This window comes from Paraburkholderia humisilvae, assembly GCF_902859855.1.
In the GTDB taxonomy this organism is placed as follows: domain Bacteria; phylum Pseudomonadota; class Gammaproteobacteria; order Burkholderiales; family Burkholderiaceae; genus Paraburkholderia; species Paraburkholderia humisilvae.
Window position 1 is genome coordinate 119,634 of the sequence record NZ_CADIKH010000020.1, and the last position, 23,726, is coordinate 143,359.

At 60.9% G+C, this 23,726-nt stretch carries 13 protein-coding genes; 1 reads left to right on the forward strand and 12 read right to left on the reverse strand.

Annotation, left to right across the window (positions count from 1 at the left end; all coding sequences use genetic code 11):
* Nucleotides 1-201: 201 nt before the first annotated feature.
* From HV796_RS21755 to HV796_RS21805, 11 genes are all read right to left on the reverse strand, one after another.
* Nucleotides 202-3,807 carry an ImcF-related family protein gene (locus tag HV796_RS21755; RefSeq protein WP_175228571.1) on the reverse strand — a complete coding sequence of 1,202 codons (3,606 nt, stop codon included), beginning with the start codon at nt 3,805-3,807 and terminating at the stop codon, nt 202-204.
* The gene (locus HV796_RS21760; protein WP_246355975.1) at nt 3,788-4,996 is read right to left on the reverse strand and encodes a hypothetical protein; all 1,209 of its coding nucleotides are present in this window, start codon (nt 4,994-4,996) and stop codon (nt 3,788-3,790) included. The genes HV796_RS21755 and HV796_RS21760 overlap by 20 nt, the downstream gene beginning before the upstream one ends.
* 98 nt (nt 4,997-5,094) lie before the next feature.
* The gene (locus HV796_RS21765; RefSeq protein ID WP_175228573.1) at nt 5,095-5,355 is read right to left on the reverse strand and encodes a PAAR domain-containing protein; all 261 of its coding nucleotides are present in this window, start codon (nt 5,353-5,355) and stop codon (nt 5,095-5,097) included.
* A 119-nt stretch (nt 5,356-5,474) separates the two neighbouring features.
* Nucleotides 5,475-6,110, reverse strand: coding sequence for a hypothetical protein (locus HV796_RS21770; RefSeq protein WP_175228574.1), 636 nt, complete (start codon nt 6,108-6,110; stop codon nt 5,475-5,477).
* A 114-nt stretch (nt 6,111-6,224) separates the two neighbouring features.
* Nucleotides 6,225-6,866, reverse strand: a complete 642-nt coding sequence (locus tag HV796_RS21775; RefSeq protein ID WP_175228575.1) for a hypothetical protein — start codon at nt 6,864-6,866, stop codon at nt 6,225-6,227.
* Between the two features lie 641 nt (nt 6,867-7,507).
* On the reverse strand, nt 7,508-8,182 hold the full coding sequence (locus tag HV796_RS21780; RefSeq protein ID WP_175228576.1) for a hypothetical protein: 675 nt from the start codon (nt 8,180-8,182) through the stop codon (nt 7,508-7,510).
* Entirely contained in the window at nt 8,183-10,591 is a 2,409-nt protein-coding gene (locus tag HV796_RS44210; protein WP_246355976.1) for a M23 family metallopeptidase, read from the reverse strand.
* 4 nt (nt 10,592-10,595) lie between these two features.
* Entirely contained in the window at nt 10,596-12,887 is a 2,292-nt protein-coding gene (locus tag HV796_RS21790; protein WP_343052956.1) for a type VI secretion system Vgr family protein, read from the reverse strand.
* Nucleotides 12,888-13,279: 392 nt separating this feature from the next.
* Nucleotides 13,280-13,867 carry a chorismate mutase gene (locus tag HV796_RS21795; protein WP_175228578.1) on the reverse strand — a complete coding sequence of 196 codons (588 nt, stop codon included), beginning with the start codon at nt 13,865-13,867 and terminating at the stop codon, nt 13,280-13,282.
* Between the two features lie 243 nt (nt 13,868-14,110).
* Nucleotides 14,111-19,381, reverse strand: a complete 5,271-nt coding sequence (locus HV796_RS21800) for an AIDA repeat-containing protein (protein ID WP_175228579.1) — start codon at nt 19,379-19,381, stop codon at nt 14,111-14,113.
* A gap of 167 nt (nt 19,382-19,548) precedes the next feature.
* Entirely contained in the window at nt 19,549-20,925 is a 1,377-nt protein-coding gene (locus tag HV796_RS21805) for an autotransporter strand-loop-strand O-heptosyltransferase (protein ID WP_175228580.1), read from the reverse strand.
* Nucleotides 20,926-21,140: 215 nt separating this feature from the next.
* Here HV796_RS21805 and HV796_RS21810 point away from each other — a divergent pair, with 215 nt between their 5' ends.
* The gene (locus HV796_RS21810) at nt 21,141-21,527 is read left to right on the forward strand and encodes a DUF488 domain-containing protein (RefSeq protein WP_175228581.1); all 387 of its coding nucleotides are present in this window, start codon (nt 21,141-21,143) and stop codon (nt 21,525-21,527) included.
* A gap of 19 nt (nt 21,528-21,546) precedes the next feature.
* Here the strand turns inward: HV796_RS21810 and HV796_RS21815 are convergent, their stop codons facing one another.
* A complete protein-coding gene (locus tag HV796_RS21815) occupies nt 21,547-23,514 on the reverse strand; it encodes a putative bifunctional diguanylate cyclase/phosphodiesterase (RefSeq protein WP_175228582.1) in 1,968 nt (655 codons plus the stop codon).
* Nucleotides 23,515-23,726 lie beyond the last annotated feature (212 nt).

Sequence of the window (23,726 nt, forward strand, 5' to 3'; positions counted from 1 at the left end):
AGGGTCGGAGTAAAGGATGAGTATTTTTTTAGTTGCGCGGTCTAGTTGGATCGCCCGATTCGTTTGTTTGACCTTCGAGATAAAGATCGCGCGTGTCGGGTCCGTCGCCGTATCTTTTGCCGACTGCCACGTGCCGCAAGCGGCCGGACTTCCCCCTGGGACACGCGCAGGCTGCGATACGGCGGGCTTTTTGAAATCCATTCACTGGAATGAAGCCTCCATGGGAGGCAACGGAGGAAGCATCGTTGCCGCAAGCGCGTTTCCGGCCTTGCCGACCATGAAAATGCGCTCAGGCATCCGGAAGCCACGCAGTTTGAGCAGCTCGAGCGGTCCCTCGCCGAGCTGCGTACGCAACACATAGCACAGCGGCGCCGCGTCCGGCTGGTCCCACGTCAATTCATAACGGGTGCTGTCGAGCGGTTTGATATGCGCCTGAGCAAGCAGACGCAGGAAGGCCCAATCGCCGGTTGCGTCGAATGCCTGGCGCAGTCCCGCGTTCACCATTTGCCACATCAGTCCCGCGCGGCCATTCAGCCCGTCGCCGGGCCACGTTAGCGCCGTCCATGATTCCTTCTGGTTGAAGTAGACGATAGGCTTGCCATCGATACTCAGTTCCGTGCGCGTCACATTCGGCGACGGCAGCGCCATGATTTCGAAGTGGTATCCGGCGTCGCCCTGCGCGTAGGCGCGTGCGCCGACGTTGGATAGCTGGCGGATCGCGGCAAGAAAAGCAGGATCAAACCGCAATGCCTGCGGCGCGAGTTCGTCGGGCACCCACTGGTCGCCCTGGCGTTTGAGCACACCGGCCAGTTCAGTCGCGAGAAAGCGCGCGATCAGTCCCGTGTCAGGCCGCACATAGCGCCCCAGCTCCGCAAACGAGGCATCGGCGTTTGTTTCGAAGAAGGGGTAGCGACCGTCGAATGACGTTTTGAACGGAATTGCAATGCTTGCCCGCCAAGCTTCGTTCAGGCTCGCGGCGGCCGGTTGCAGGATCGTTTGCCACGCGGTGTCGAGCGGCTGCACGAAGAGCGCGTCGCCAAAGCCGGACCACAGTGCGCCAAGGCTCGCCGCGGTCAGCGCCGCATCATTGCGCGCCTGTGCGAGTTCGGAAAGCCTGCCCTGGAACACGGCCTGCGCGAGCGACCGGGCCATCGCCTGCGCATCGGGACTGACGGCGATTTGCTGCAACTTCAGACGCATTGTGGTGGTCAGGGTCAGGTAGTGTGCGAGGCTGATGCCGTTTAGCGTCATCGACTCATGTGCGACATGACCGTCGTTGTTCGCACTTGCGCTTGAGCCGGTGTCGCCCATCAGCGCCAGCAAGGGGCCAAATGGCTTGTCGAGCGGGCTGACATCAGGTGCCCGCGTGCTTGCGCCGTCGCCGATCAGGCTCTGCGCTTTGCGTACGAGTGTGTCCGCCAGTGCTTGCGACGGGCGTCCTGCCTGTGCCTGGTACTGGACGGACTTCATCAGTGCGATTAGCGGCGACGTCTGTGCGTCGGCCAGGCGATTGAGCTGGTCGATCGCTTCGTTCAGGTTTGCCGCCGGTTGCCACTGGACGCTGTTGAGCATCCGTTGCCATGCCGCCGTGTATTCCGCGAAGTAGCGTGCGGTGAGGCGCTGTTTGAGCGCATCGCGGGCCCCTTCATTGTCGGTTGATGTCGTCTTCGTGATTGTTTCAGCGCCCCGCACCGCGACGGCGTTCGAGGGCCGCGCCGGCTCATTGCCGCTTAGCACCCAGTCAGCTCTGGTGCGCCGCTCGCTGGCAGCCTTGTCGATTGCGTCGGCGATCATGCCGTCCCAAGCGGCGCGGGTATAGATGCCGGGCACCCTTTGCGTGGTGCTGAACAGGCCGCGTGCATCTGTGCCGTCGAGCAGCATGGCGAGCGACGCATCGGCGAATTTGCCCTTCACGTCATCGAGAATCGATCGGTAGACGATATCGTCACCGTTCGCGAGCCCGATCTGGTTGATGAGCGTGCTGCGCGACGCAGTGACGAGCGCATCCGATATGGGGATGCGCCAATCCGGGTGGGTCTGTAGATGGGTCGCGTAGAACGCGGCGAGATGCTGCGCAAGATCGTCACGTTCACCAGCCGACATACCGGGCGGCAGCGCCCAAAACGACACCAGCATCTTGTCGAGAAAAGCCGCATCGGTCCGCTGCGGATCCGCGAGCATCAGGTATGTCTTGAGCGCGTCGTAACCGTCCTGCCGCGTACGCTCGGTCTGCAACGCGTCGGCGCGTGTGCTGTTCATTTCGTTCAGGCGGGCTTCGAGCGAGCCGACCACCGGACGCTGCAGGTTGCGCGCGGCTACCGTTGCATAGGGTTGCCACAGGGCTTCGAGCAGTGCGTTGTTGCGACTCAGGCCCGCGCCCAAATACCAGGGTACGCCGTGTTGCCGACGGTATTCGAGCGTGTCGATCCGCCGTTGCAGAGCGCGCTGCGCGCGCAGCGCGGCGGGTGTGCCGGGCACGGCGGCTAAAGCCGTCTCGGCCGTAGTGTGCGCGTCACGAATCAATTGCCGGTTGCCGATGAATGAAACCGCCATTGCCACGCACGAGGCAACCGATGCAAGCATCACGCTTGCAGCCAACGCTTGTGGCAGGTGGAAACCAACACGCCGACCGTTGCGATGACGCAGGCGGCGGCCAATCTCTTGCCACACGGGGACGAGCGCGAGCGGTTGGGTACTCGACATCAGCATTGCCGACGCGGAGTTTGCCCCGTGCTGTTCGGCTAAGGACTGTCGACTTACGGCAAGAGTCCCGTCTGCTGCAACCGGCACGGGAGCCGTGCGGACGCCTTCGAATACGGGTGCGAACATCACTCCCCCAAGCGGTGCGCGCGACCATCCTGACGAAACGAACGAGCGCCAGTCGTCAACTATCCGCTCTCGCTGCTTGCCGATATAAGCCGAAACTTCCGCGAGATACTTTACCCAGCCGGAAGTGTCGCGCAGCATCACGCCGGTGTATGCGGTGTGCGCTTCGAGCTGGGCGAGTTCATCGTCGAGCAGGTCCGCGGCGGACAGCATCGCACGACGCGTTCGTCCCGCCGTGAACACCCCGACTGATCGGAACCGCTCGGGCTGTCCGCCGCTCGCTTTCACCGCATGCAGGAACGTAAGCGGCGCGGCCCAACCGAGGTCCGCGGCAATCATCGCAAGTATGCGCGCCTGGTCGGCGTTCCGATGTTCGTCTTCGCTGACGCGCGCCACCTGCACAACGCTGTCGATGGGGCGGCGACGGCGAAGCTGTTTGAGCTGACGGCGCCACGGTGCGGGGTCGATGCCGTCTGGTGCGGCATGCACGAGGACCGTCCCGGCGACCAGCATGGCACCGGCCTGTTTCAAACCGGGCGCGACTTCGTCGATACGGTTGTCGCTGCCAGTGAGCATCAGCCACGGCAAGCGGTAGCGCCATCGCCGACCGTGGCTGTGGCGTAATTCGTCGCAGAGAGTTTGCAGACGCGGGTCGCGTTGCAAAGTCCTTATTGCCCGTGGTCGCTCGCCCGTCTCGCGATAAATGAAGCGTGCGGCAGCGCTATACGCACCGAATGACAACGCGAGGAAGTGGATGATCACCACGATGGCCAGCGCGAATCCAGTCCACAGCAACGCTGAAATCCGCACTTCCTTCGAAGTCAGGTCGAGTAGCTCGCCCTTTGACCAGATCAGCGCGGCCGCAAGCAGCGCGAGGCCCAGTGCGGCGAACGGAAAGCCCCACAGGGTGATAAGGCGTTGACGTAAAGTGGTCGGCGATGCCGGCCTGAGCGCCGGCGTATTACTCGTCGGGGATGTCATTTCGGGAATGGGAATGAAGGTAGACGACTGCGGCCTGATCTCGGTCGACGATCAGGTGCGGACCGGGCTCGGCAGATTGGATGGCCGCCACGACTGAGAGCCAGCCGTTGGCGTTGCCGGCATCGCCGATGATGCGATCGGGACGACGTTGCGCTTCATGTCGTGCCACGCCCAGCAGCGACGCTTCGCGCAGACCGGCAAGCAGCGCGTTGTCGTGGTTACCGTTAAGACCTGTGATCCACGCGTGCGTGACTTCGGGACCGTTGACCTTGCCCCATACCACGGTGTTCGCGAAGAGATCGCCCAACGCCGACCGTTCGCCAGCGACGGGACGATGCAGCGTGCCGATCGCTTTCACAGGCTCCGGCAAACGGTAAAACCCCGAAGCGAGCAGGACCGCAACGCAGCCTTCAGTGCTGCCCACGGGTGGATCGGCGTCGTGCCACGCGGCCGCGATGACCAATAGCGGGCGACGCTCGCGCGCGTCGAGCCAGGCGTCGGCGATCAGCAGGCCGTCCGTCGCAGGGATGGCCTGGCACGGGAGTTCGGGCAGTCCGGCGATACGCAGCGCGTCGCGGACTTGTATTTCGCGTAGCGTGGCTTCGCCGGGGGTGGACAGGACACGCACCTGGGGCCAGTGGATGGATTCGTACTGGGTCAGGGCTTGCAGGCTGGGGGCCAGCGGTTCGAGCGCCTGTGCGATTTTGAGTGTGAGGGGCGTGACCTTCCTGCGCTGTCGCGGAGGCAATGACTGGGCCTCTGTGTCGATTTCGGCTTCAAGGTCGATTTCTACCGGCGGAATATCGGACGGGTCGTCAACGAGCAAACCGGTATCTTCAAAGCGGCCGTGCACAACGACACCTGAACCCGTGCGAGGGGCCTGCGATTTCGGCAATACCTTTGTGCCGGCCATTGCGGCAGCAAGCCGCTGTTCGCCGATCGGCAAACAGCAACCGACGGCTAGCACGTGCAATGGCTGTTGCGCTTCGCGCACCTTGTCTTCCAGCCATTTGGTCCGGAACAGATTCCGGTAGTGTGCCTGGAACCAGAGCGCTTCGTGCGCCGCACGATCGAGGCCGAGAAGCACCATGAACACGGCGTTTGGAATTCCAAACACGTAGCCCCAGAACTCGATGCCGTGCGTTGGGGAATCTGCCGGCCATAGCGCGATCACCAGAGCCGCGCCCACTACGTTGCATATGCAACCGATTCCAAGCCAGGGCCAAAAGCGGGGACCATGTGCGGGATAAACGCTGGGCAACCCCGCACGAGAAAGATCGATCGGCATCAGGCAATGCTGACGTTGAGCAGTGACGAGATCAGCCGGCAACCACACGCGCAGCGGTGATGGTGCATCGCGACTCGCTTGCCGTCCTGGTCGGGAAATCGCTCGTGGCCTTCGTTGATGGTGGTTGAGCCATGCAGTGCGCAGATGGCGGCGTCCCCTTGGCGCGCGAGTGGGCGGCCCATGAAATCCATGTAGGGGGAGCCGCCGGTTACTTCGCCGCCGTTTTCGAGTTTGTCGCCTTGTCGGATGGGGGAGTTCATTTTTTATCTCGAGTGTGGTCTATCTGCGATTGCATTGCTGCATTGAAATTTCCGGTGCAGATGGCGATTCAAAAACACCTTTCAGTTGATGTCCCAAGTCACGATCAGTCGATCGGCGCCTATCGGAAGTTGAACAACCGCAAACAAGAGTCCCTACTAATTCTGACTTTCTGGCTTAGACGTATATCGACAACTTCGAGGTCATCTCCTTCCCCACAGCCGTGCAGGTCTACCGAAACATAGCGCCCGTCCAGCGAAAGTGTGGGCGACATCAACGGCGATCCCTCCATTCGCAGTTTGGACATACTCACACCTTTTCGATCAAATTTCGGAAGATTAACTATGTTTCGATCACTACCAATTTTTGCAACGATAGCAACAAAACCCAATGGATTAACATACACGGGGGTCAGTGATGCATATAGTCCGGCGCGCAGGTTTATATCGGAGAGGAAACCGACATGCGGCGCCGCGATTCTTGCATGTACGATTGATGTCGGATGGCAATCCATAAGTTTAGCCACTGGAATATACGATGTCCCCGATACGATCACTGCCTCCCGGTCTGAGCTAAATTTGAGCTCCTCGGGAATCTGATCAATCGTACAGCGATGCTCGGAGTCAAGGTCCTTCACCAAAATTTCTGAGCCGGAAATTTTACTTACGGTGGCGCCTTGCCCGAGTGCCCCGTTTGAAAAGGCCGTGCCACAAAATAAAATCATTGGCACTACAACAAGTACCAGACGTACGATCATAACGAGACCTCCTTCACGATTCTGGTGTATTTGATTTTTTGCTGCAATCCGGTTTCTGCACCATTGATATGAGCCCAAATACGCACGGCATCACAGGTTTGACAAGCGGTAATCTCATTTAGCCATATCCGGGTAGAATAATGACCGACATGATTGTTCGTCCGTCAGTACTTTTCTGTTATGTTCTATGTCCCAGACACTTGGCCAAGCGTTCGCATCACAGAAAATCTGGCCTGCTGGCGCGACATAACGACCATCTGGGGATATAGCTGCGGAACCTGGCTCGCCCGAACTGCTAAACGCATATTGTTTCAGTTCTGAGAGTTTTCGCCCGGCGACATATGCACCTAGCATATTGACGAGATTCCGTGTGCTATTCAAACATGCGACCGTAGCTAAAAACCCCATTGGCCGAAGCGTTACTATGTCAACAGCCACGTATAGGTTTTTGTTCAAGCTTACGTCGACAAGTATTCCGGCGCTCTGCGGGGTTGTGAAAACGTGCACAGGCGTATCAGCCGGACATACCTTTAAACTATCCACAGGTACGTAGCCATTCCCGGATACGATAACTGCGGCCTTGTCGAAGCTTTCGACAGAGGAAGATATCTCCCTGTCCAGAAGACACGTGTGGTCCCTTTCACCGTTTGAAATATCAATATATCGGCCTCTCGCCTGGTATGTATCTTCAGCCGATACAGCAAGGGAAATCAAATAAATCATCATAAAAGCGATAAAACGAATTAGCTGTTTCATGTTATATCAATACCATTTTTGCCAAGCGAGTAAAAATCAATCTGCCGGCAGCACTATCGAAACCACCATTTATCGCGTACGTTACATCGCGGGACACTCTCTCTTCTACCGCCAAGCAGTCCGGGGAATTTGCAATGCATGGTCCGTCTTTGTCAATTTTCCTTATGACGTTATGTCGCTCAAAGCATAAATAAAATCCCGCACTGTCAATGCAATTCTCCGGCAATGCGACTCGCTGAGGATCGTCGATTTCTGCAGGTCGCGCGGTCATTGCCCTACGGTCGCGCAAGATGTATGCGGGATCCTTCCACCAGCTTTCGGAAAAGTCTTTTGGCGATATCCATCCACGAAATACCCAGTAGCCTGCATAGTTACTTCGACCTGTGAGCTGCTTAAACCCTCGTCCACGGAATTTTTGTGCGTCTAGCCACCCACACCGCCTGAAATGCCGAATAAACGCAAGCGGATGAAAAAACCAAAGCTTCTGCCTGCGATTGCATTGCCGCTTTCAGATTTCCGGCACGGTCAGCGGTTCAAAAAACACCCCAACGAAACATAGCCCGCATCCAGCGGAAGTGTGGTCTCGCAGCAGGCGACGCAGCGATCATCGAAAACACTGTCTCTATATTCAAAAGACACTACTACTGGTTCAAAAAACGCGCCGACTTCAGCATATCTATAAACAGGTCATAACTGAAGCCACGTTCCAGACTAAGCTCTCTTTTTCGCAAAAGGCAAACCCCACCAACCTGAGCCGTCGCAACCTCATTTCCTATCATCAAGTGAATGCAGCGATATCTGGATGTGTATTGCTTATATGATTTGCAATCCATACGCCGTCTCCCAAATTTTTCCTCGGCAATCCATCCATGCCAATTGCGTCCTTGGATAGCACTTATGATTGTTTTTGTTACGGGTTCGCAATCAGATCCGGAATACGATGCCCCTGCTGACAGGCTAGGCATATCACTCTTCTCCGATTGATGAAATATACTGTTTTTTCCAGATCGGATTTTCTGCTCTATCCCTATGTTTTCGATAACGAAACTGATTAAATCGGCACCGCTGTTCCGGTTTGGATCGTATTGGAAGTCCATCGACAGAACGGCCTTTCGGCCCTCTCTATAAGATCCGGCGCAGTCAAAGGTCAACTCCTGATTGTAGATATTCTTTAAAGCCGGGACTCGCATCGAGATCCCGCATTGCTCCTCGACTTCGGTATCCATCTCATTGGTTTCGATGGCTCCAAAAGCAGATTGAGCATACACAGTCGAAAAAATTAACAGGACGTGCAGTGTCATTACTCGAATAATCATCTAAACATCCTCCACTTGGCGCTGCAAGCCTCCGTCGACAGGCATAGTCGGAGCATCGCTCAGGACAAAGTACGCGTATCGGAAGAATTGCTGTCTTTCAGCCAGGCCATCGGCCCCGCCAACTAATCGCAGACAGTTTTGGACATCTTGATCAGTTACGCCATTATCTGCCTTAGCATTAATGCGCCTCATGATCCAAAAATATCCAGCGGAATCGGCCGCGGTTTCGGCGTCGGATTCCAGTAACTCTGGGTTGGGGTCGGCAGTGTAATCGCGGCTACGAAACTTTCCGTAATCGCGATATCCATTACGCCAGGTGAGATGGATCAATCCGCGCCCTTTGAAACGCGCTCCATCCCCGGGGTGAACGTTGCCGTTAGAAGTCGCTTTTTCGTGTATATCATGCGGACGAGTCGCTATATACTCCGCACGATTTCGCCCCCGAAGAAAACCGAGTTTTTTGATCCAGTTGTAATTATGATCAAAATCATAGGCTGCATCCTCCGCCGTATAGCTCTCGTACATTTTTCTAAAATAATTCGAATCCCCCATCTCCCTCGCTGAGCGCAAGGCGCCAGTCTCCTTGAATGCTTGCCCCAAGAAATGAGCCTTTCTAAGAGCGTTGCTGAGGCCATATTTTAAAAACATGTCATTTAGCGCCATCCAAATGTTGCGAGGCCATTGCCTGTTAGCTTCCTTGTGATCTTCGGTGAATCTATTTTCGCTCTGCTCCCACAGAATCAGGGCACCCGCATCCGGTAACGATCTGCGCGGGAGCAATTGAATCTGCTCGCGCAAACTCAACCACCCACACCGCCTAAAATGCCGAATAAACGCAAGCGGATGAAAAAACCAAAGCTTCTGCCCAGCCGGTAGCCCCGTCTTCTCCCAGAACTGAAACGACGTCAGCAGTTTCATGAACGCGGCGTACCCCGCTTCGTTCCCGTGATAGAACTCACCTTCTTCCTTCAACCTCCTGAAACGCTCTTCGTTATGCGTGCTATCCCACTGACCTGGCGCTTCGCAAATAAAGCCTCGCAACTGTCGACGCACCGCGTCATTCGACTTCACATAACGGGCCAGCACCTCCTCCTTCTGATACTCCTTCTTCAACGCAACGTCCTGCGGCGTCTGACGCTCAGTCGTATCCTTGACAACCCTCTTCAGCGCATCGATATCGCACAACCCATCCGCATTGAACGGACTATTGCCTTCGCTGATCTTCTGCCAGCCCATAAAGAACGGAAAATCCGCGTCGGAGAGCTTCAGAATCTCCGGATTGTTGATATCGATGTAGCCCTGTTTACCCTCTTCAAACGCCGCACGCATCCACGTCGCACACTGACTCGGCACGCGCCTCGATTGCGGATTGCCTTGAATTGCTGGATCGATTGACGCGGACGTACTAGCAGACGAAGACGTGAGCGTTGCCGGCTCCGACAGAATCCGCCCAAAACGAAGCAGCTCATAACCATCACTGGGACACGCTGCATAAAGCTTCGTCGCCCGCGCGTACATGTCGTACTCGTAGTCCACTTCGCAGATCGGCTTCGGAGTCAGTAATACCCGGCTGCCGTCCTCGGACATGCTCCAAACATTCGTGTACTTACTGCCTTTGTGGAAGTACATCTCGACAACCAGCGGTTGTGCGTTCTGCCCCGTTTGCAGCGGTTCAAACGCAATACCCGACAGCATGTGGTGACTATCCACGCCCGGCGGCAGCGCACGGAACGCCCTCTCCTGCGGAATAAGAAAATAGCAATGCCCCCAACAGTCCTTGCCCAGGGCTGGGTTCACAGTCGTTCGACCAAGCTGCGTCTGCGCGAAATAAGCCTCGAAATCCGCACTCGTCATAAAGATCTCGAAGTGCAAATGCCACTGCCCCTGACACCCACCGGTCCACCCCAGCACATCTTTGCGACTCACCTTGCGGCCTTCGCCAGGCTGCGCAGGCGGCACCTCAGCGTCATCACCAGGGGCGGGCATACGCAGAAACTCAGGTAAGCGCTTCGCGTCCGCACTAACCGACTGATAGCTCTCGAGATCCAGCAGATGCATATAGAGCGAGTAGAAGGTCAACGTCCGACCATCTCCCGTTTCCGTCGTATGTCGAAGCAGAACAAACCCGGCATGACTGTCCCGCGTACCACTACCGCCGTCGTATGCGTGCTGACAAACGCGATACGCCACTACCACTCCATCTGCAATTGCATGAACTTTCTCGTTCTGCATGGCCGGCATCAAATGCACGCCGCAATGCCATCGCCGATCAAACGCGATCGGGTAAATGCCATGTGCGAGTTCGTACTTATCGACCCGATCCATCAGTGGATCGACGCTCGGAGGATTCGCCTTCGTATCGACGAAATTCAAACCGGCAGTCGGCAGGAACGGAGGGCTGATGATCATGGTTCTAGTGCGTCAAGAGGTAGTCGACAACGGGCTTCAGTTCGCTCTGTGGCAGGGATGGGAGCGGGGTATCGTCGCTTTGCGGTCCCTCGAAGGTGAAGGATGCAGCTTTGATCCGAAATTCCCCGGGACAACGAATTTCCACATTGCCGTTTTCGATCGTGATCGACGCACCGCCGCTGGTTAGCGCGATCTTCTTCTTCCCGGCCACCAGCACGTCCTCCCTGGCGCTGGCGAGATGCAGCCGCTTCTCCGCGAACAGATCAAGCGCGTCGCTCTGCGCTTGAATTTCGACCTTGCCCTTCGCAGCGGTCAGCTTCAGCCCAAGCTTGTGCGCACACAGCGAGATCAACTCACCGACCGCCAGCGTGAAGCGCTCGACGACACTGAAGTCCGCATGTCGTCCCGCTGTCATGATTACGTTTTCGCTGGCCGCGTGCTGAATAGACTTCGGCGTTACCAGCGCAATGCCGCCTGGCGCACTGGCAAGCAGCCCCGGCGCCTTCAACTCATCTAACGCCTCCGTGAGGTCCGCCTGCGTGGCCATGTCGGCCGCTGTGGCCTTGGCCTGTGCAGTGGACTCGGCGAGCGCCTTAACCCGCTCCAGCGAAGACCGCTGTTCGCGGCGCGCCGCCGACATCTCCAGCTGCGGCGCATCCGCGCCCGACAACCCATCAGCCGAAAGGAACAACCCCTTCGGCCCTCGCACCGTTCCCCACGCATGCGTAGCGATCTCGAAGCCTTCCCCGCGCTGCTTCTTCTCGCTATCAACAAGAAACCCGAGACTCACCGACGTCTGCATATAAACCGTCGCGGCCTTGAGACCTTCGCGGCCCTTCAGATCGTCGAAACGAATCTTCGCGCCCAGCAACGGACTACGCCATACCGCACGGCTGTACCACTGTCCGCCGCCGTGCACGACGTCAGGATGTGCATAGTCATGCAGCGCACCGGCGATAAACAGCCGATCGATATCTCCGTTCGTGCCGACCAGCCGAACCTCGGTATCCGGCAACAGCGGCGAATGAAATCCCCCTTGATACGACGCGGCAGGCCGCAGCAACCGCAGCGCCATCAGATGCGTGCCGCGCTTGCCGCTACGTTTGCGAAACAGCGGGTCGACCTGATACCGACCATGCTCATCCAGACACGCATAAGGTTGTGTCGAGTCCGACGTGACCACAGCAGTCAGCGCGCCTGACACCCAGCGCCAATGCCGCGCGGGATCATATTCAGGCCGCCACGTCAGATGCGCTGGCGTCGCCTCGAACTCATTGAAGACCGGCGCTGAACGGCTGCCTTTTGTCTTCAACCGCGTGATCAGCAAACCATAGGGGGCCTCGGTCAACTTCAGGTTGGTCAGTTTCACCACAACGCCCGGCATCATCCCGAGCGCGTTGCTGGTCCCATACAGCGTCTGCTGCTTCGCAACCTGTTCATCGCGCCGCGCCTCGACCAACATCCGGCCACTCTCGACCGTATGGTGATGCTCGATGCTGCGATTGACGCGGCCAAACACCGACCGGTCATCACGCGCCACGATCGCGCCCGCTTCCAGCGAAGCGTCAGGCAAACGATAATTCCGGTCCCATACCCCAATCTCGGCCGGCACCAGCTCGCGCACGGAGCCGACCGATAGCACCGCCTCGTGCCAGTCAGCCACCAGCCCCGAATCCGGCACCCAAGGCAACTCGATCGACCGCACATAGCCGCGCGGGTTGTTGCCAAACACCAGCGTGTCCCGCCGCGGCCCGCTGCGACCCTGCTTGAAGTAGTAGTAGATGCCCGCGCGCCGGCAATGGCGTTCGATAAAACCCTTGACGGTCTCCTCGTACATCACCGTTTGCTCGAATTTCTCCTCAGTGCCTTCGAGATTGAACTCGATGTCGTGCGGGTCAAACAGCTCGCGGTCAACGATGCATTCCCTGATCAGTTCCCTCACCGACACATCGCGAAACACACCCGAATCGTGTACATGTTCAAGCAGCGCAAAGCGCGGCTCGATGCGCAACCCATAAGCCGTCTCGTCCCGGCTTGACGAGCGCCGCTCCCAACGCGTGACCACACCATGCACGCGACGTGCGGGTTCGATCACGGGCTCGATCGGATCGGGCATCGACGGCACCGAACCTTCCTCGACGATCGTGAACGTCGCGCGACGCCCAACGCACAGCCCGCCGTCGATCGCATGATCGGAGGAGGTGACCACCAGATCGAGCTTGTACGTCTGGTTGAGTGCCTCTTCGAGCTCGAAGCTGACCACAGACAAAGATTGACTGACGGTGCCAATCGTCAACTCGAACTGCTGTCTTAAGCGGGCACCTGGGTATTGCAGAATGTTCTGGATTGTTCGCATAAAGGCGAGGCTCTCGTTTTTTTCTTGAGATCGAGTAAGGACGTGCGCGCTTACGCTGCATCCCGGCACGGATCGGCCCTGGAGAAACTAATCTCCAATTGATGCGATGTCCATCGAATTTGCTCAGGTTTGACAAACCTTTGCAATTCGCCTTTTTATTCATTCGTATTGCAAACTATGTCCACGGAAAGATCATGTTTGCGGGTGTCCGCCATAAACGACAAACCCGGCCGGAGCCGGGTTTGTCACTACGGTGCTTCCTGTCGGATCAATCGGGACGCGTAGTCAAAAGCCTACGATCCCGCGTCTCGCGGCTCGCTCGCCGGCGCCCTTCACTCCTGCTCACACACGCGCGCCAATGCGCGATCCATCGCGACCGCATATAACGGGTCCAGCGCATGACTCACCACATACGCTTGTGTCGCCTGCGCCAATTGCGCGCTGCAATCCGGCTGCGCGCGCAACGTCGTCGTATCGGCCAGCGTCTTGATAAAGCCTTGCTGCAACCTGTCCAGTTCCGGACGAATGTCTTTCTTCAGATCCACCCGTTTTTCGTCGGGCGCGTGGCCGTCGCGGTGCCATTGCGCAAGTAACCCGTATTGCACGAGTTTATTGGCTTCAATCTGGTCAGCGAAGAAATGCGTCGCGAGTTGCGGCGGCACGCCGAGCGAGCGTGCCTCTTCCGCCGCGGCCTTGATCACCTCCGCCTCGCGCGGCAGATCTTCGACCGGCTTGCGCGAGTCCCACTTCGATAGCGCAACCTGCCGCGCAATATGCAAGCGCGCAACCGTCATATCGAGCAGAGGAAGAAATGCCTGACCGTTGGATGGTGCGCTGTAGGAAGGCGGCGCGGCGAACAGCAGAGCGGCGGCAAGCGGGCTGATCAGAAAGCGTGACTTGTCGAAACTGAACTTCAGCATCAATCGGTTCCTTTTTGCAGGTGAACGCGGGCGCTGCCATCACAGCACCCGCTAACGCGCGGGCTACGCCCGGAGCCTCAATAACGCCGGCCGCACAGGTTCTATTCCGCACCGGTTCTATTCCATACCGATCGAACTTTCACCTTGTCTGCGCGCAGCGCTCCGAGCGAAGTGCGTCCTGGACGTCATTGTCCACGATACGTTCAACGTGCGCATCGAACTCCGCAACCCACCACCCTGCACTTAGAACCGGTAATCAAGCCTGAACGTCGCCGCCTGCGCGGACGCATGACTGGTGGCGATCAGCGCGTCATAACCCACTGACACGGAGAGCGCCTTGGTCGGCTGCATGCTGACGCTGACGCCCGTCGTCAACTGATCGCGCGGCAGGCTGGTGCCCGGCGCCGCGAACAAGGTGCCGTCCTGCGCGCCGACCGTGACCGCACGTCCGGTGCCGAGCAATTCGCGCGCGTAACCGACTCGAAGTTCCACGTTAACCGGCTTTAGCTGGTTACCGAAACTTTTGTCAAAAGTGAGTTGCGCGTACGGCTGCAAGCTGCGCACGTTATCCGTGCCCACATTCAGGTCCTGACCATTCGCGCCGCTTTCGCTAAAACCATTCGCATGCAGATAAGAAAAGCGCATACCGATGCGCGGCGTGACCGTCACGCCGCCAAGCACAAGCGGCATCGCTGCCTGAGCCGCGGCCGTCGCTTCCTGCCCGATGTGATCGCCTTCCGCAGTGCCAGCCGGACCGAACGGCCGCTTCTGCGACAGAAAATCGAGGCCTGTGCCAACCGTCGCGGATACATCGACCGGCCCGAGCGTACGCCCGCCATAGAACGCGACGCGTAGCGTATCGGTCGTGCCCGAATCGCCGGTGCTGTCTTCGCTGATGTCGCTGTGGTTATAGCCGCCCGAGAAACCGACCGTATACGCGCCAAGCGGATGATCAATACCCGCGATAAAGCCATAGTTACGCGCCTCGAAGCCCGGCGCACCGTTGGTGCCGTGCACCTTCGCCTGTGACCCGGTCGCGTTCACCCATACCGACGATCTCGACGTCGCACGGTCGGCAAACGGCATGCGCTCGAGCAATGCGGCGTTCGCCATCTGCGCGGACAACGCGAGGTTCGTGCCGAGCGCCGTATAAATGCTCGTGTCGGTCGGCGCGATGATCGTCGGACCCGTCCCTGATGCGGGGTCGCCGCCTGGAGGATTGCCCCCGGCGTCATCGCCGCCCGGCGTCTGCTGCCCCGCTCCGCTCAGCACGAGATCGACTTCATTCGCGCTGTATTCGACCGATTGCTGCAGCGAGCCCAGATTGGCACCCGATGCGAGCGTGTTCGTCACATTCGTGAAGCGGCCGTTGACCCCGCCGCTTGCCGTCACGATCGCATACGTTTTCGACTGGTATGTGCCCGGGTCGTACAGCACCTGCAAGCCCCCGTTCAGCGTCGCCGCGCCGCCGACGCGCAACTGCGAGCCCGAGATCGGACTGACCTCGATCGCGAGCGAGGCGCCGCTTGCCTGCGTGTAGTTGCCGCCGACCGTCAGCGTCCCGATCGAGCCACCCGGCATCACGACACCGTTATTCATCACATTGCCGGTGATCGAACCATGACCCCGCAATGTGCCCGGCGCATCGACGATGACATCGCCGCCGAGCTGCGCGCCCGGGTTGTTGATATCGCCGACGGCGAGTGCGCCCGACATGACTTCGGTGATACCGCTAAACAGATGGCTATCGCCATTCAGCACCACGCTGCCTGTGCCCTGCTGCTCGATGCGCCCGGCACCGGTGACATTGCCGGCATACGTGATCGCATCGGGCCGGTTGAATACCAGCAGACCGTCGTTGACCGTGTTGCCGATCAGATCGCCAGCCGCCGTGCCCTGGCCGATGGTCAGAATACCGCCCGACGACACAACCGGATTCGTCAGCGATCCGAACAAATGCTGGGTGCCGCCGCTCATCACCTGCGTGCCGCTCACGCTCGCGCCGCTCGACACGGTCTGCACACCGCCGCTCGATACGATCGAGCCGTTCGCGGCGCCGCCGGACAGCACGTCCTGCGTGCCGCCGGACGCGACGATCGTGCCTGACGTGACGCCGCCCGAACCGACCGTCTGCGTCCCGCCGGACGCGACTGCCGTACCCGACGCCGTGCCCCCCGAACTCACCGTCTGCGAACCGCCGGACGCGACCATCGTGCCCGACGTGACGCCGCCCGAACTCACCGTCTGCGAGCCGCCCGAGGCGACCGCCGTGCCGCTGGTCGTACCGCCGCTCGCCACGGTCTGCTGGCCGCCACTGCCCACCGATGTGCCGACTGTTGCCCCGCCCGACGACACAACCTCCGCGCCGCCGCTGCTCACCACGGTGCCGCTCGCGGTGCCGCCAGCGGTCACGATCGACGTGCCGCCGCTCGTCACGGTCGTACCGCTTGCCGAGCCGCCCGACATCACGACGCTCGACCCGCCGTTGCCAACAGATGTGTCGCTTACCGCACCGCCGGAGGACACGAACTGCGTGCCTCCGCTAAGCTGTGTGCCGCTCGCGGTACCGCCCGCGGCTACAGTCTGCGAGCCCGCGCTGTCCACGATCGCGCCCCGCGTGACGCCGCCCGACGAGACGGCCTGAGCGCCGCCGCTGCTGACGTGCGTGTTGCTTGCGGTGCCGCCCGCGACGTTCTGCTGGCCGCCGGCCGTCACCTGTGTGCCCCGCGCCGAGCCGCCCGATGACACGATCTCGACACCGCCGCTTGCGAGCAGGGTGCCGCTCGTCACGCCACCGGACCCGATCGACACGGTGCCGCCCGCGGACGCCGTCGTGCCGCTCGCGGTGCCGAACACGGTCTGCGAACCGCCGCCGCTGACTGTTGTACCCACCGTCGTTCCGCGGGACGCCACGACTTCGGACCCGCCGCTGGTCACCAAGGTGCCGCTCGCGGTGCCGCCGGACAACACGTTCTGCACGCCGCCCGAGCTTACTGTCGTGCTATTCGCGGTCCCGCCGGCGGATACAAATGTAGTGCCGCCGCTGCCCACCGTCGTGCTGTTCGCGTTATCGCCCGCCAATACGGTCAACTGGCCGCCGTTTTCGACGAGCACGTTCTGGGCGTTGCCGCCGCTGATCCAGAACGCACCGTTCGTGTTGGAACCGACCACCGTGGCCGACGTATTGGTGATCAGCGCCGCGCCCGCGGACTGGTTGACGTCCGTCGCCGTACCGCCGCCCGACACGGCGAGCGTTCCGCCGCTTGACACGGTTGTCGACGATGCACTGCCGCCCGTCAGCACCGTCTGTATGCCGCCACTCGCGACCGTGGTGTCCGACGTCGTGCCGCCCGACGATACGATGACCTGTCCACGACTGCCGACGGTGGTCGACGTTGCGCTGTCGCCGGCTAGCACCGTCAGCTGGCCGCCGTTTTCGACGATCACCTTTTGCGCGTCGCCGCCGACGATGCTGAACGAGCCGTTGGCGTTCGTGCCGCTGACCGTCGCCGACGTATCGGTAATGAGCGCCGCGCCCGCGCTTTGCGCGACGTTCAACGCAGTGCCGCCGCCCGACACGACCAGTTGACCGCCGCTATTCACCGTTGCGCTGTTCGCGGTGCCGCCCGACGACACCAGCAATTGCCCGCCGTTACTGACCGTCGTGTTGTCGGCCTCGCCCGCGGCCTGCACGATCGCACTGCCGCGATTGCCGACTTGCGTGCCGCTTGCCGTGGTGCCGCCCAGCACGGTCAATGAGCCACCGCCTTCGAGAAACACGCCCAGCGCGACGCCGCCGCTAATCGAAAACGGATTGCTGGTCGTGCCATTCGCCGTGTTCGTGCCGTCCACCGTAGCGGACGTATTCGTGATCAGCGCCGCGCCGGCCTGCTGCGTAACATTCGTCGCGGTGCCGCCAGACGACACCGCGAGTGTGCCGCCGTTGCCGACCGTCGTTGAATTGGCCGAACCGCCCGCCATCACCACCGCGGACCCCTGATTGACGATATGCGTACTGGTCGCGGAATTGCCGGAAAGCACCGTCAACACACCGCCGTTTTCGAGCAGCACGCCGTTCGCGACGCCGCCCGAAATCGAAAACGCGCCGCTGGCATTCGTGCCGTTTGCGCTCGCCGAGGTGTCCGCCGTGAAGGCGGCGCCGCTCGACTGAGCGATCCCGTTCGCGGTGGCGCCCGCGGACACGACGATCGCGCCGCCGGAGAGCACCGTCGTACCGCTCACCGTACCGCCTGCCGACACGGTCTGCCGCCCGCCGTTGCTGACGGCCGCGCCGTTCGCGACACCTCCGTTCAGGATGTTCTGCACGCCGCCGCCACGGACGATCGCCGACGTGTCGGTGCCCTGCACGTTCTCTGTGCCGCCGGCGGAGAGTGTCGTCGATACGGCCGTGCCGCCGGCGGACACCGTCAACCCGCCGCCGCTCACGAGCGCGCCCACCGTCGAACCGCCATTGCCGACGCTGACCGCGCCACCATTGTTGATCGTCGTCGCACTCGCGACGCCGCCCGACGACACGATCAGTCTGCCGCCCGCGCCGACCGTCGCCGACGTATCGGTGCCGGTCAGATTTTCGACGCCACCGGAATTGACCGCCGTGCGGGTTGCGTTGGCGCCTGCGGAAACGGTCAGCGTGCCGCCGTTGAGGACCGTGCCGATCGCGGTCCCGCCGCTACTCACGATGCTCTGCGCGCCGCCGAGCACAGTCGTGGCGCTCGCAGTGCCGCCCGCGAACACGTTCTGCGTCGCGCCGTTGCTGAGCGTGGCCCGAATGTCCGTGCCGAAGACCGAGTCGACGCCGCCGGACGAGACTGTTGTGAGCGCCGCGCTGCCGCCGGCCGACACCGTGATTTGACCGCCGGCGCTGACCGTCGTCCCGGACGCGACACCGCCCGACGATACCGCCACCGCGCCGGTGTTGCTCACCGTCGTGCCGCTCGCCGCGCCGCCGGCCGCGATGCTCTGGGTCGACGCGTCGCTCACGGTGGTGCCGATGGCGACTCCGCCCGACGAAACCACCTCGGACGATCCGCCGAGCAGCGTCGTGCCGCTCACGATGCCGCCCGCGGACACGACGTCCAGCCCGCCGCTTACCGTCGCGCTACGCGCGATGCCGCCCGACGACACCGCCAGCACGCCGCCGATACCGACGTTGGTACGCTGCGCGAGGCCGCCCGACAGAACCGCCTGCGTGCCGCCGGCGCTCACCGTCGTGTTGCTGGTAACGCCGCCCGACAGCACGTTTTGCATGCCGCCGACCGTCACGCCATCGCCAATCGTCGTGCCGAGCACGTTCTCAGTGCCGCTAATGGTCGCGCCGTTCTCGGTGTCGCCCGCGGCGACGGTGGTCTGCGCGTGCGCGCCTTGCGCGAGCCACGGCTGCATGGTCAGCGCCGCGAGCAGCATGCCCAGCAGGCGCGAGCACCGGCGATAGCGCCCGCTGAAGGCACGCGCGGTATGCACGGCGTGCACGCGGCGCCAGGTGAATCGTTTCATCGTGTTCCCCGAATTCTTTACTGCTCTTCTTCTGTTTCTTGGTGTCGCTTCTTGGTATTGCTGCTTACTGCTGCTTCTTGCTGTGCTTTTTTGTATGTCGTCTTCTGGCGCTGCGTCTTTAACGCGCTCGCGCGCTCGCCGTATCACGCGCCGTTACAGCATCGGATTCAAGCCGCCGCGACCGGCTGCGCATTGAACACCGGAACGCGCCGGATCGTGTTCTTCACCTGTTCCGCGGTAATGAGCCGCGTACATTCGAATTGCCGTGGCGTGCCCGCATGACGCGGACACCACAAGAAGTCGTGGTGATCGAACTGCACCCGCACGTCGTTCCAGCAACTGTTGCATGTGTGGTAGTTGATCACGCGATACGGTGTGTCGAACTCGTTGGTCGGATGCGTGAAGCCGCTGATCATCACGACCGGTGTGCGCATCGTCCATGCAAGCCATGACAGACCGCTGCTCAGGCCGACGAAAAACTCCGCGTGCTTGAGCCAGCGCGCGCGTTCCGCCAGCGGCCGCTCGCCGGTGAAGTCCTCGGACCCGTAAGGTATGTGATTCCAGACAACACCGCTGCCATGTGTCGCTTTCTGGTCGATGCAGATTACGCGGTAACCGTGCTGCTTCAGGAACTGCACAATTTCGCGCCAGCCACTCGGGTTGTTCCAGTATTTGCACTGCGTCGTGCTTTGCGCGGCGATACACACGTATTTGTCCGGAATCGGCCGGCTATCGTCGGGCAATACGAGCGTCGGCCGCTCTTCCTGCGGGTCGACGCCGAGAATGTACGCGGCCGTCCGGTGCAGGCCGACCAGACGGAAGTCGCACGGCTGGCGCACGTTCGCGTCGTCAGTGAAGAAAAGGCCGATGTTGTAGGTCGCGTAGAAATCGCTGGGGTTGATCGCTTCGGGCGTGGCAAACGTAATCGACGGATAAGCATCCTGAAACAACGGGATCAGCGCGTCGCCCATCACACAGGTCAGCCGACAGCGATGCTGCTGCTCGAACTTCGCGACATACGGAAACCAGCCGAGCGTGTCGCCCAGTGTGCCGACCGGTAGATGCACGAGCACGTTGCGGCCGGTCAGATCGAGGCGGTGACGAAAAACCTCTTTGCCTTGCGACCACACTTCGATCTCGAACGGCACATAGTATTTCTTGCTGCTTGCAACGACGCCCGCGGAGATCTGCGTGTCGAACAGCGGGTTCGCAGTGGCCGTGTCGCGCAGCAGCACGCGCCAATCGCCATCGCCGGCCGGCAGCGTGACGCGACAGCCATCGTTGAAGTCGAAGCGGATGCCGGCCGGGCCTTCCTGCGTCGGCACCGCGGGCGGGTTTTGCACCGGTTGTCCGCCGTGGCCTTTAGCGGCATTGCCGGCGCTGTCGTCCGGCGCGGCGTGGCTGGCCGCGCTTGCCTCGGTGGACTCGGTGGACTCGGCGGTCGTGGTGGCTGACCCAGCGAGCGCGTCCGTACCTGCCGCCCCCGTTGCTGCGCTGTCGGCGGACCCCACCGCCGCGCGCGACTGCTTGCCTGTTTGGGACATAATCGATCCGAAAGTTGAACGACTCGGCCTTGCATTGGACTTGTAAATGGCGTGTGTCTGCTTTTCCGGTCGTCGTAAAGCGAAAAAGCCGGTTATTTAACCATCGGTCGAAATCACTCGCAATAGCGGCCATGCACGGGCGCGAGCGCAGTAAACTGAAGCGCAGCGCGCGCATCCCGCCAATCGGAAACATTCAGGAACATTCAGGAACACCGATGAGCGTCAGCATCGTTCAACTCGGGTCGGCCCGCGCGGCCGATGAAGGCCTGCGCATCGGCACCGTCAGGCGGCCGCCGCGCGGCGTGCCCAAAAGCGAGTTCAGCACGCGCAACTACTACGACGTATGGCTGCCGATTCTGTCGCCGACGCCGGAGCTCGTCAGCGAGGCGCTGGCGGCCGGGACTGAGCGCGACTGGAATGCGTTCGCTCGCAAGTTCCGCGCGCAGATGAATAGCGGCGACGCATCGAAGGTACTGGACACGCTCGCCGCGCTATCGAAAACGACTGATTTCTCGGTCGGCTGCTATTGCGACAACGAGCACCGCTGCCATCGAAGCATCTTGCGTCAGTTGCTGAAGGACCGCGGAGCATCGGTGCGGTAAAGCCTGGAGCCATGGACGACTAGAGCCACGGCAACAACGGTTCCCTGACATACGTGTCAAGCACGAGGTTCGCGGCGACCGGCTTGCCGAACAGGTGGCCTTGCATCACCGTCGCACCCAGCTCGCGCAGCGCGGTCATCTGCGCGCGCGTCTCCACGCCCTCGATCACGCAAGTCAGCCCCAGGTTCTGGCACAGATCGACGATGCTCTTCACGATCGCCCGCGCCGTCGCCTCGCGCTCGATGCCGGCGACGAAGCTGCCGTCCACCTTCACCTTGTCGATCGGCAAGCGGTGCACGCTATTCAGGCTCGAAAAGCCCGTGCCGAAGTCGTCGAGCGAGATGCGCGCGCCGAGTTTTTTCAGCGCGTCGAGCGCGGTGCGCGCCTGGCCGAAATCCTGGATCAGCGCGGTTTCGGTGATCTCAAAGTCGATCCGGTGCGGTGCGACACCGCTTGCGAGCGTCGTGCGAATGACCCGGTCCAGCGCGCCCGCCGAGGTCAGGTCGCGCGCCGACAGGTTGAACGAAATGCGCACCGTCTCCGGCCAGCTGCGCGCCGTGTCGAGCGCCTTGCGCAGCAGCACTTCGGTGAGCGCATGAATCAGATCGCAGCGCTCGGCCACCGGGATGAACATCGATGGCGCCACCACGCCGAGCGTCGGACTGGTCCAGCGCGCAAGCGCCTCGAACGCCATGATCTCGCGCAGCGCGGTATCGAAAATCGGCTGGAAATGCAGCGAGATTTCGCGTTCGAAATCGGCGCGCCGCAGGCTTTCCTCGATCTTGCTCAGATGCCGGATCTGCGTTTCATGTTCCGGCGAGAAAATCACGACGCCACCGCGCCGATGGGCTTGCGCGAAATGCAGCGCGTAATACGCGCGCTCGACGAGCTGCAAGGTCGTCTCGCCCGCTTCAGGAAAGTTCGCGAAGCCGATCGACGCCGACATCCGCGCTGCGCCTTCCGGCAGCACGTAGGGCCGCTCGATCACGGCGGTCAACGCGTCGCCAAGATCGAGCAACTGCCGGTAAGCCGTTGCGCCGACAACCATCAGTCCGAACTCGTCGCCGCCGATGCGCGCGACGCTAACCTGCGGCGTGATCTGCGCGGCAAAACGCCGGCCGGTTTCTTCAAGCACACGGTCTCCAAACGCGTGCCCGTACAGGTCGTTGATCCGCTTGAACCCGTCGAGATCGATAATGCCGATCGCGAGACTTCCCGGTGCGCGCGCGTAGCCTTGCAGCGGCGCCAGGTGGCCGTCCAGGTCGGCAAAGAAGCGCCGGCGGTTCGGCAAGCCGGTCAGCGCATCGAGGTTCGCAAGCCGGAAGTTTTCGTCGCTCAGGCGCTGCGTTTCGGTCTGCTTGGTGCGCAACTGGATCTGCGATTCGACAAGGGTCGTGAAATCGCGGTAGTAGATCAGCAGGATCATCACCATCACGACCGCGACCAGCAATACGTTCACCGCGATCGCGACGAGCACCGGGTTGTGCGTCGACCCGAAAAAGAGCGTGAACGGCACAATCACGATGCAGGTCAGCAGCAGCGCGGCGACGCGCATATGCATCAGGCAGAAAATGCAGCCGATGACCGTCATCGCCATATAGAACGCGACATGGCTGCGCGCATACGCGTCGCCATACGGGTAAAGCGAGAGCGCCCACGCGGTGAATGCCGTCCCCATCCCAGCGGCCATCCACACCATCGTGCGCAGGCGCCGCGCAAGCGCATCGTCGGACAGCACGCGGCGCCGCGAGCGCAGCCACATGACGACCCGCACCACGCAGAACAGGCACAGCAGCACAGGCGCGTACACCGACAGATAAACCGGTGCGACGCGTAGATGCGTAATCGCAACCGTCGCCGTATTGACAATCAGGACCGCGTAAAGAAGCGGGACTTGCTGCAGAAACGCGCGATACTGCGACCGCCTCAGTTCGACCCGAGCCGCCGGCGCAAGACGCGAACCAGACCATCTTTTGAAAGGAAACATGCTTGTCCCGGGTGCATTTCCGTCAAAAGCAGCGCGTGAAGTCGCGAACCACTCAATCTTTGGTTTCGTTCGGTTCAGTTCGGTTCATTCAGTTCGTTTAGGCCCTCCACTATTAGCAAAATTCCCACCTACCCGCGGTAATCGTTCGAATTGTCATCGGGCATCCGTGGCTGCGATCACCGCGCCGTACGCAGATGCTGGAAAACACAGGC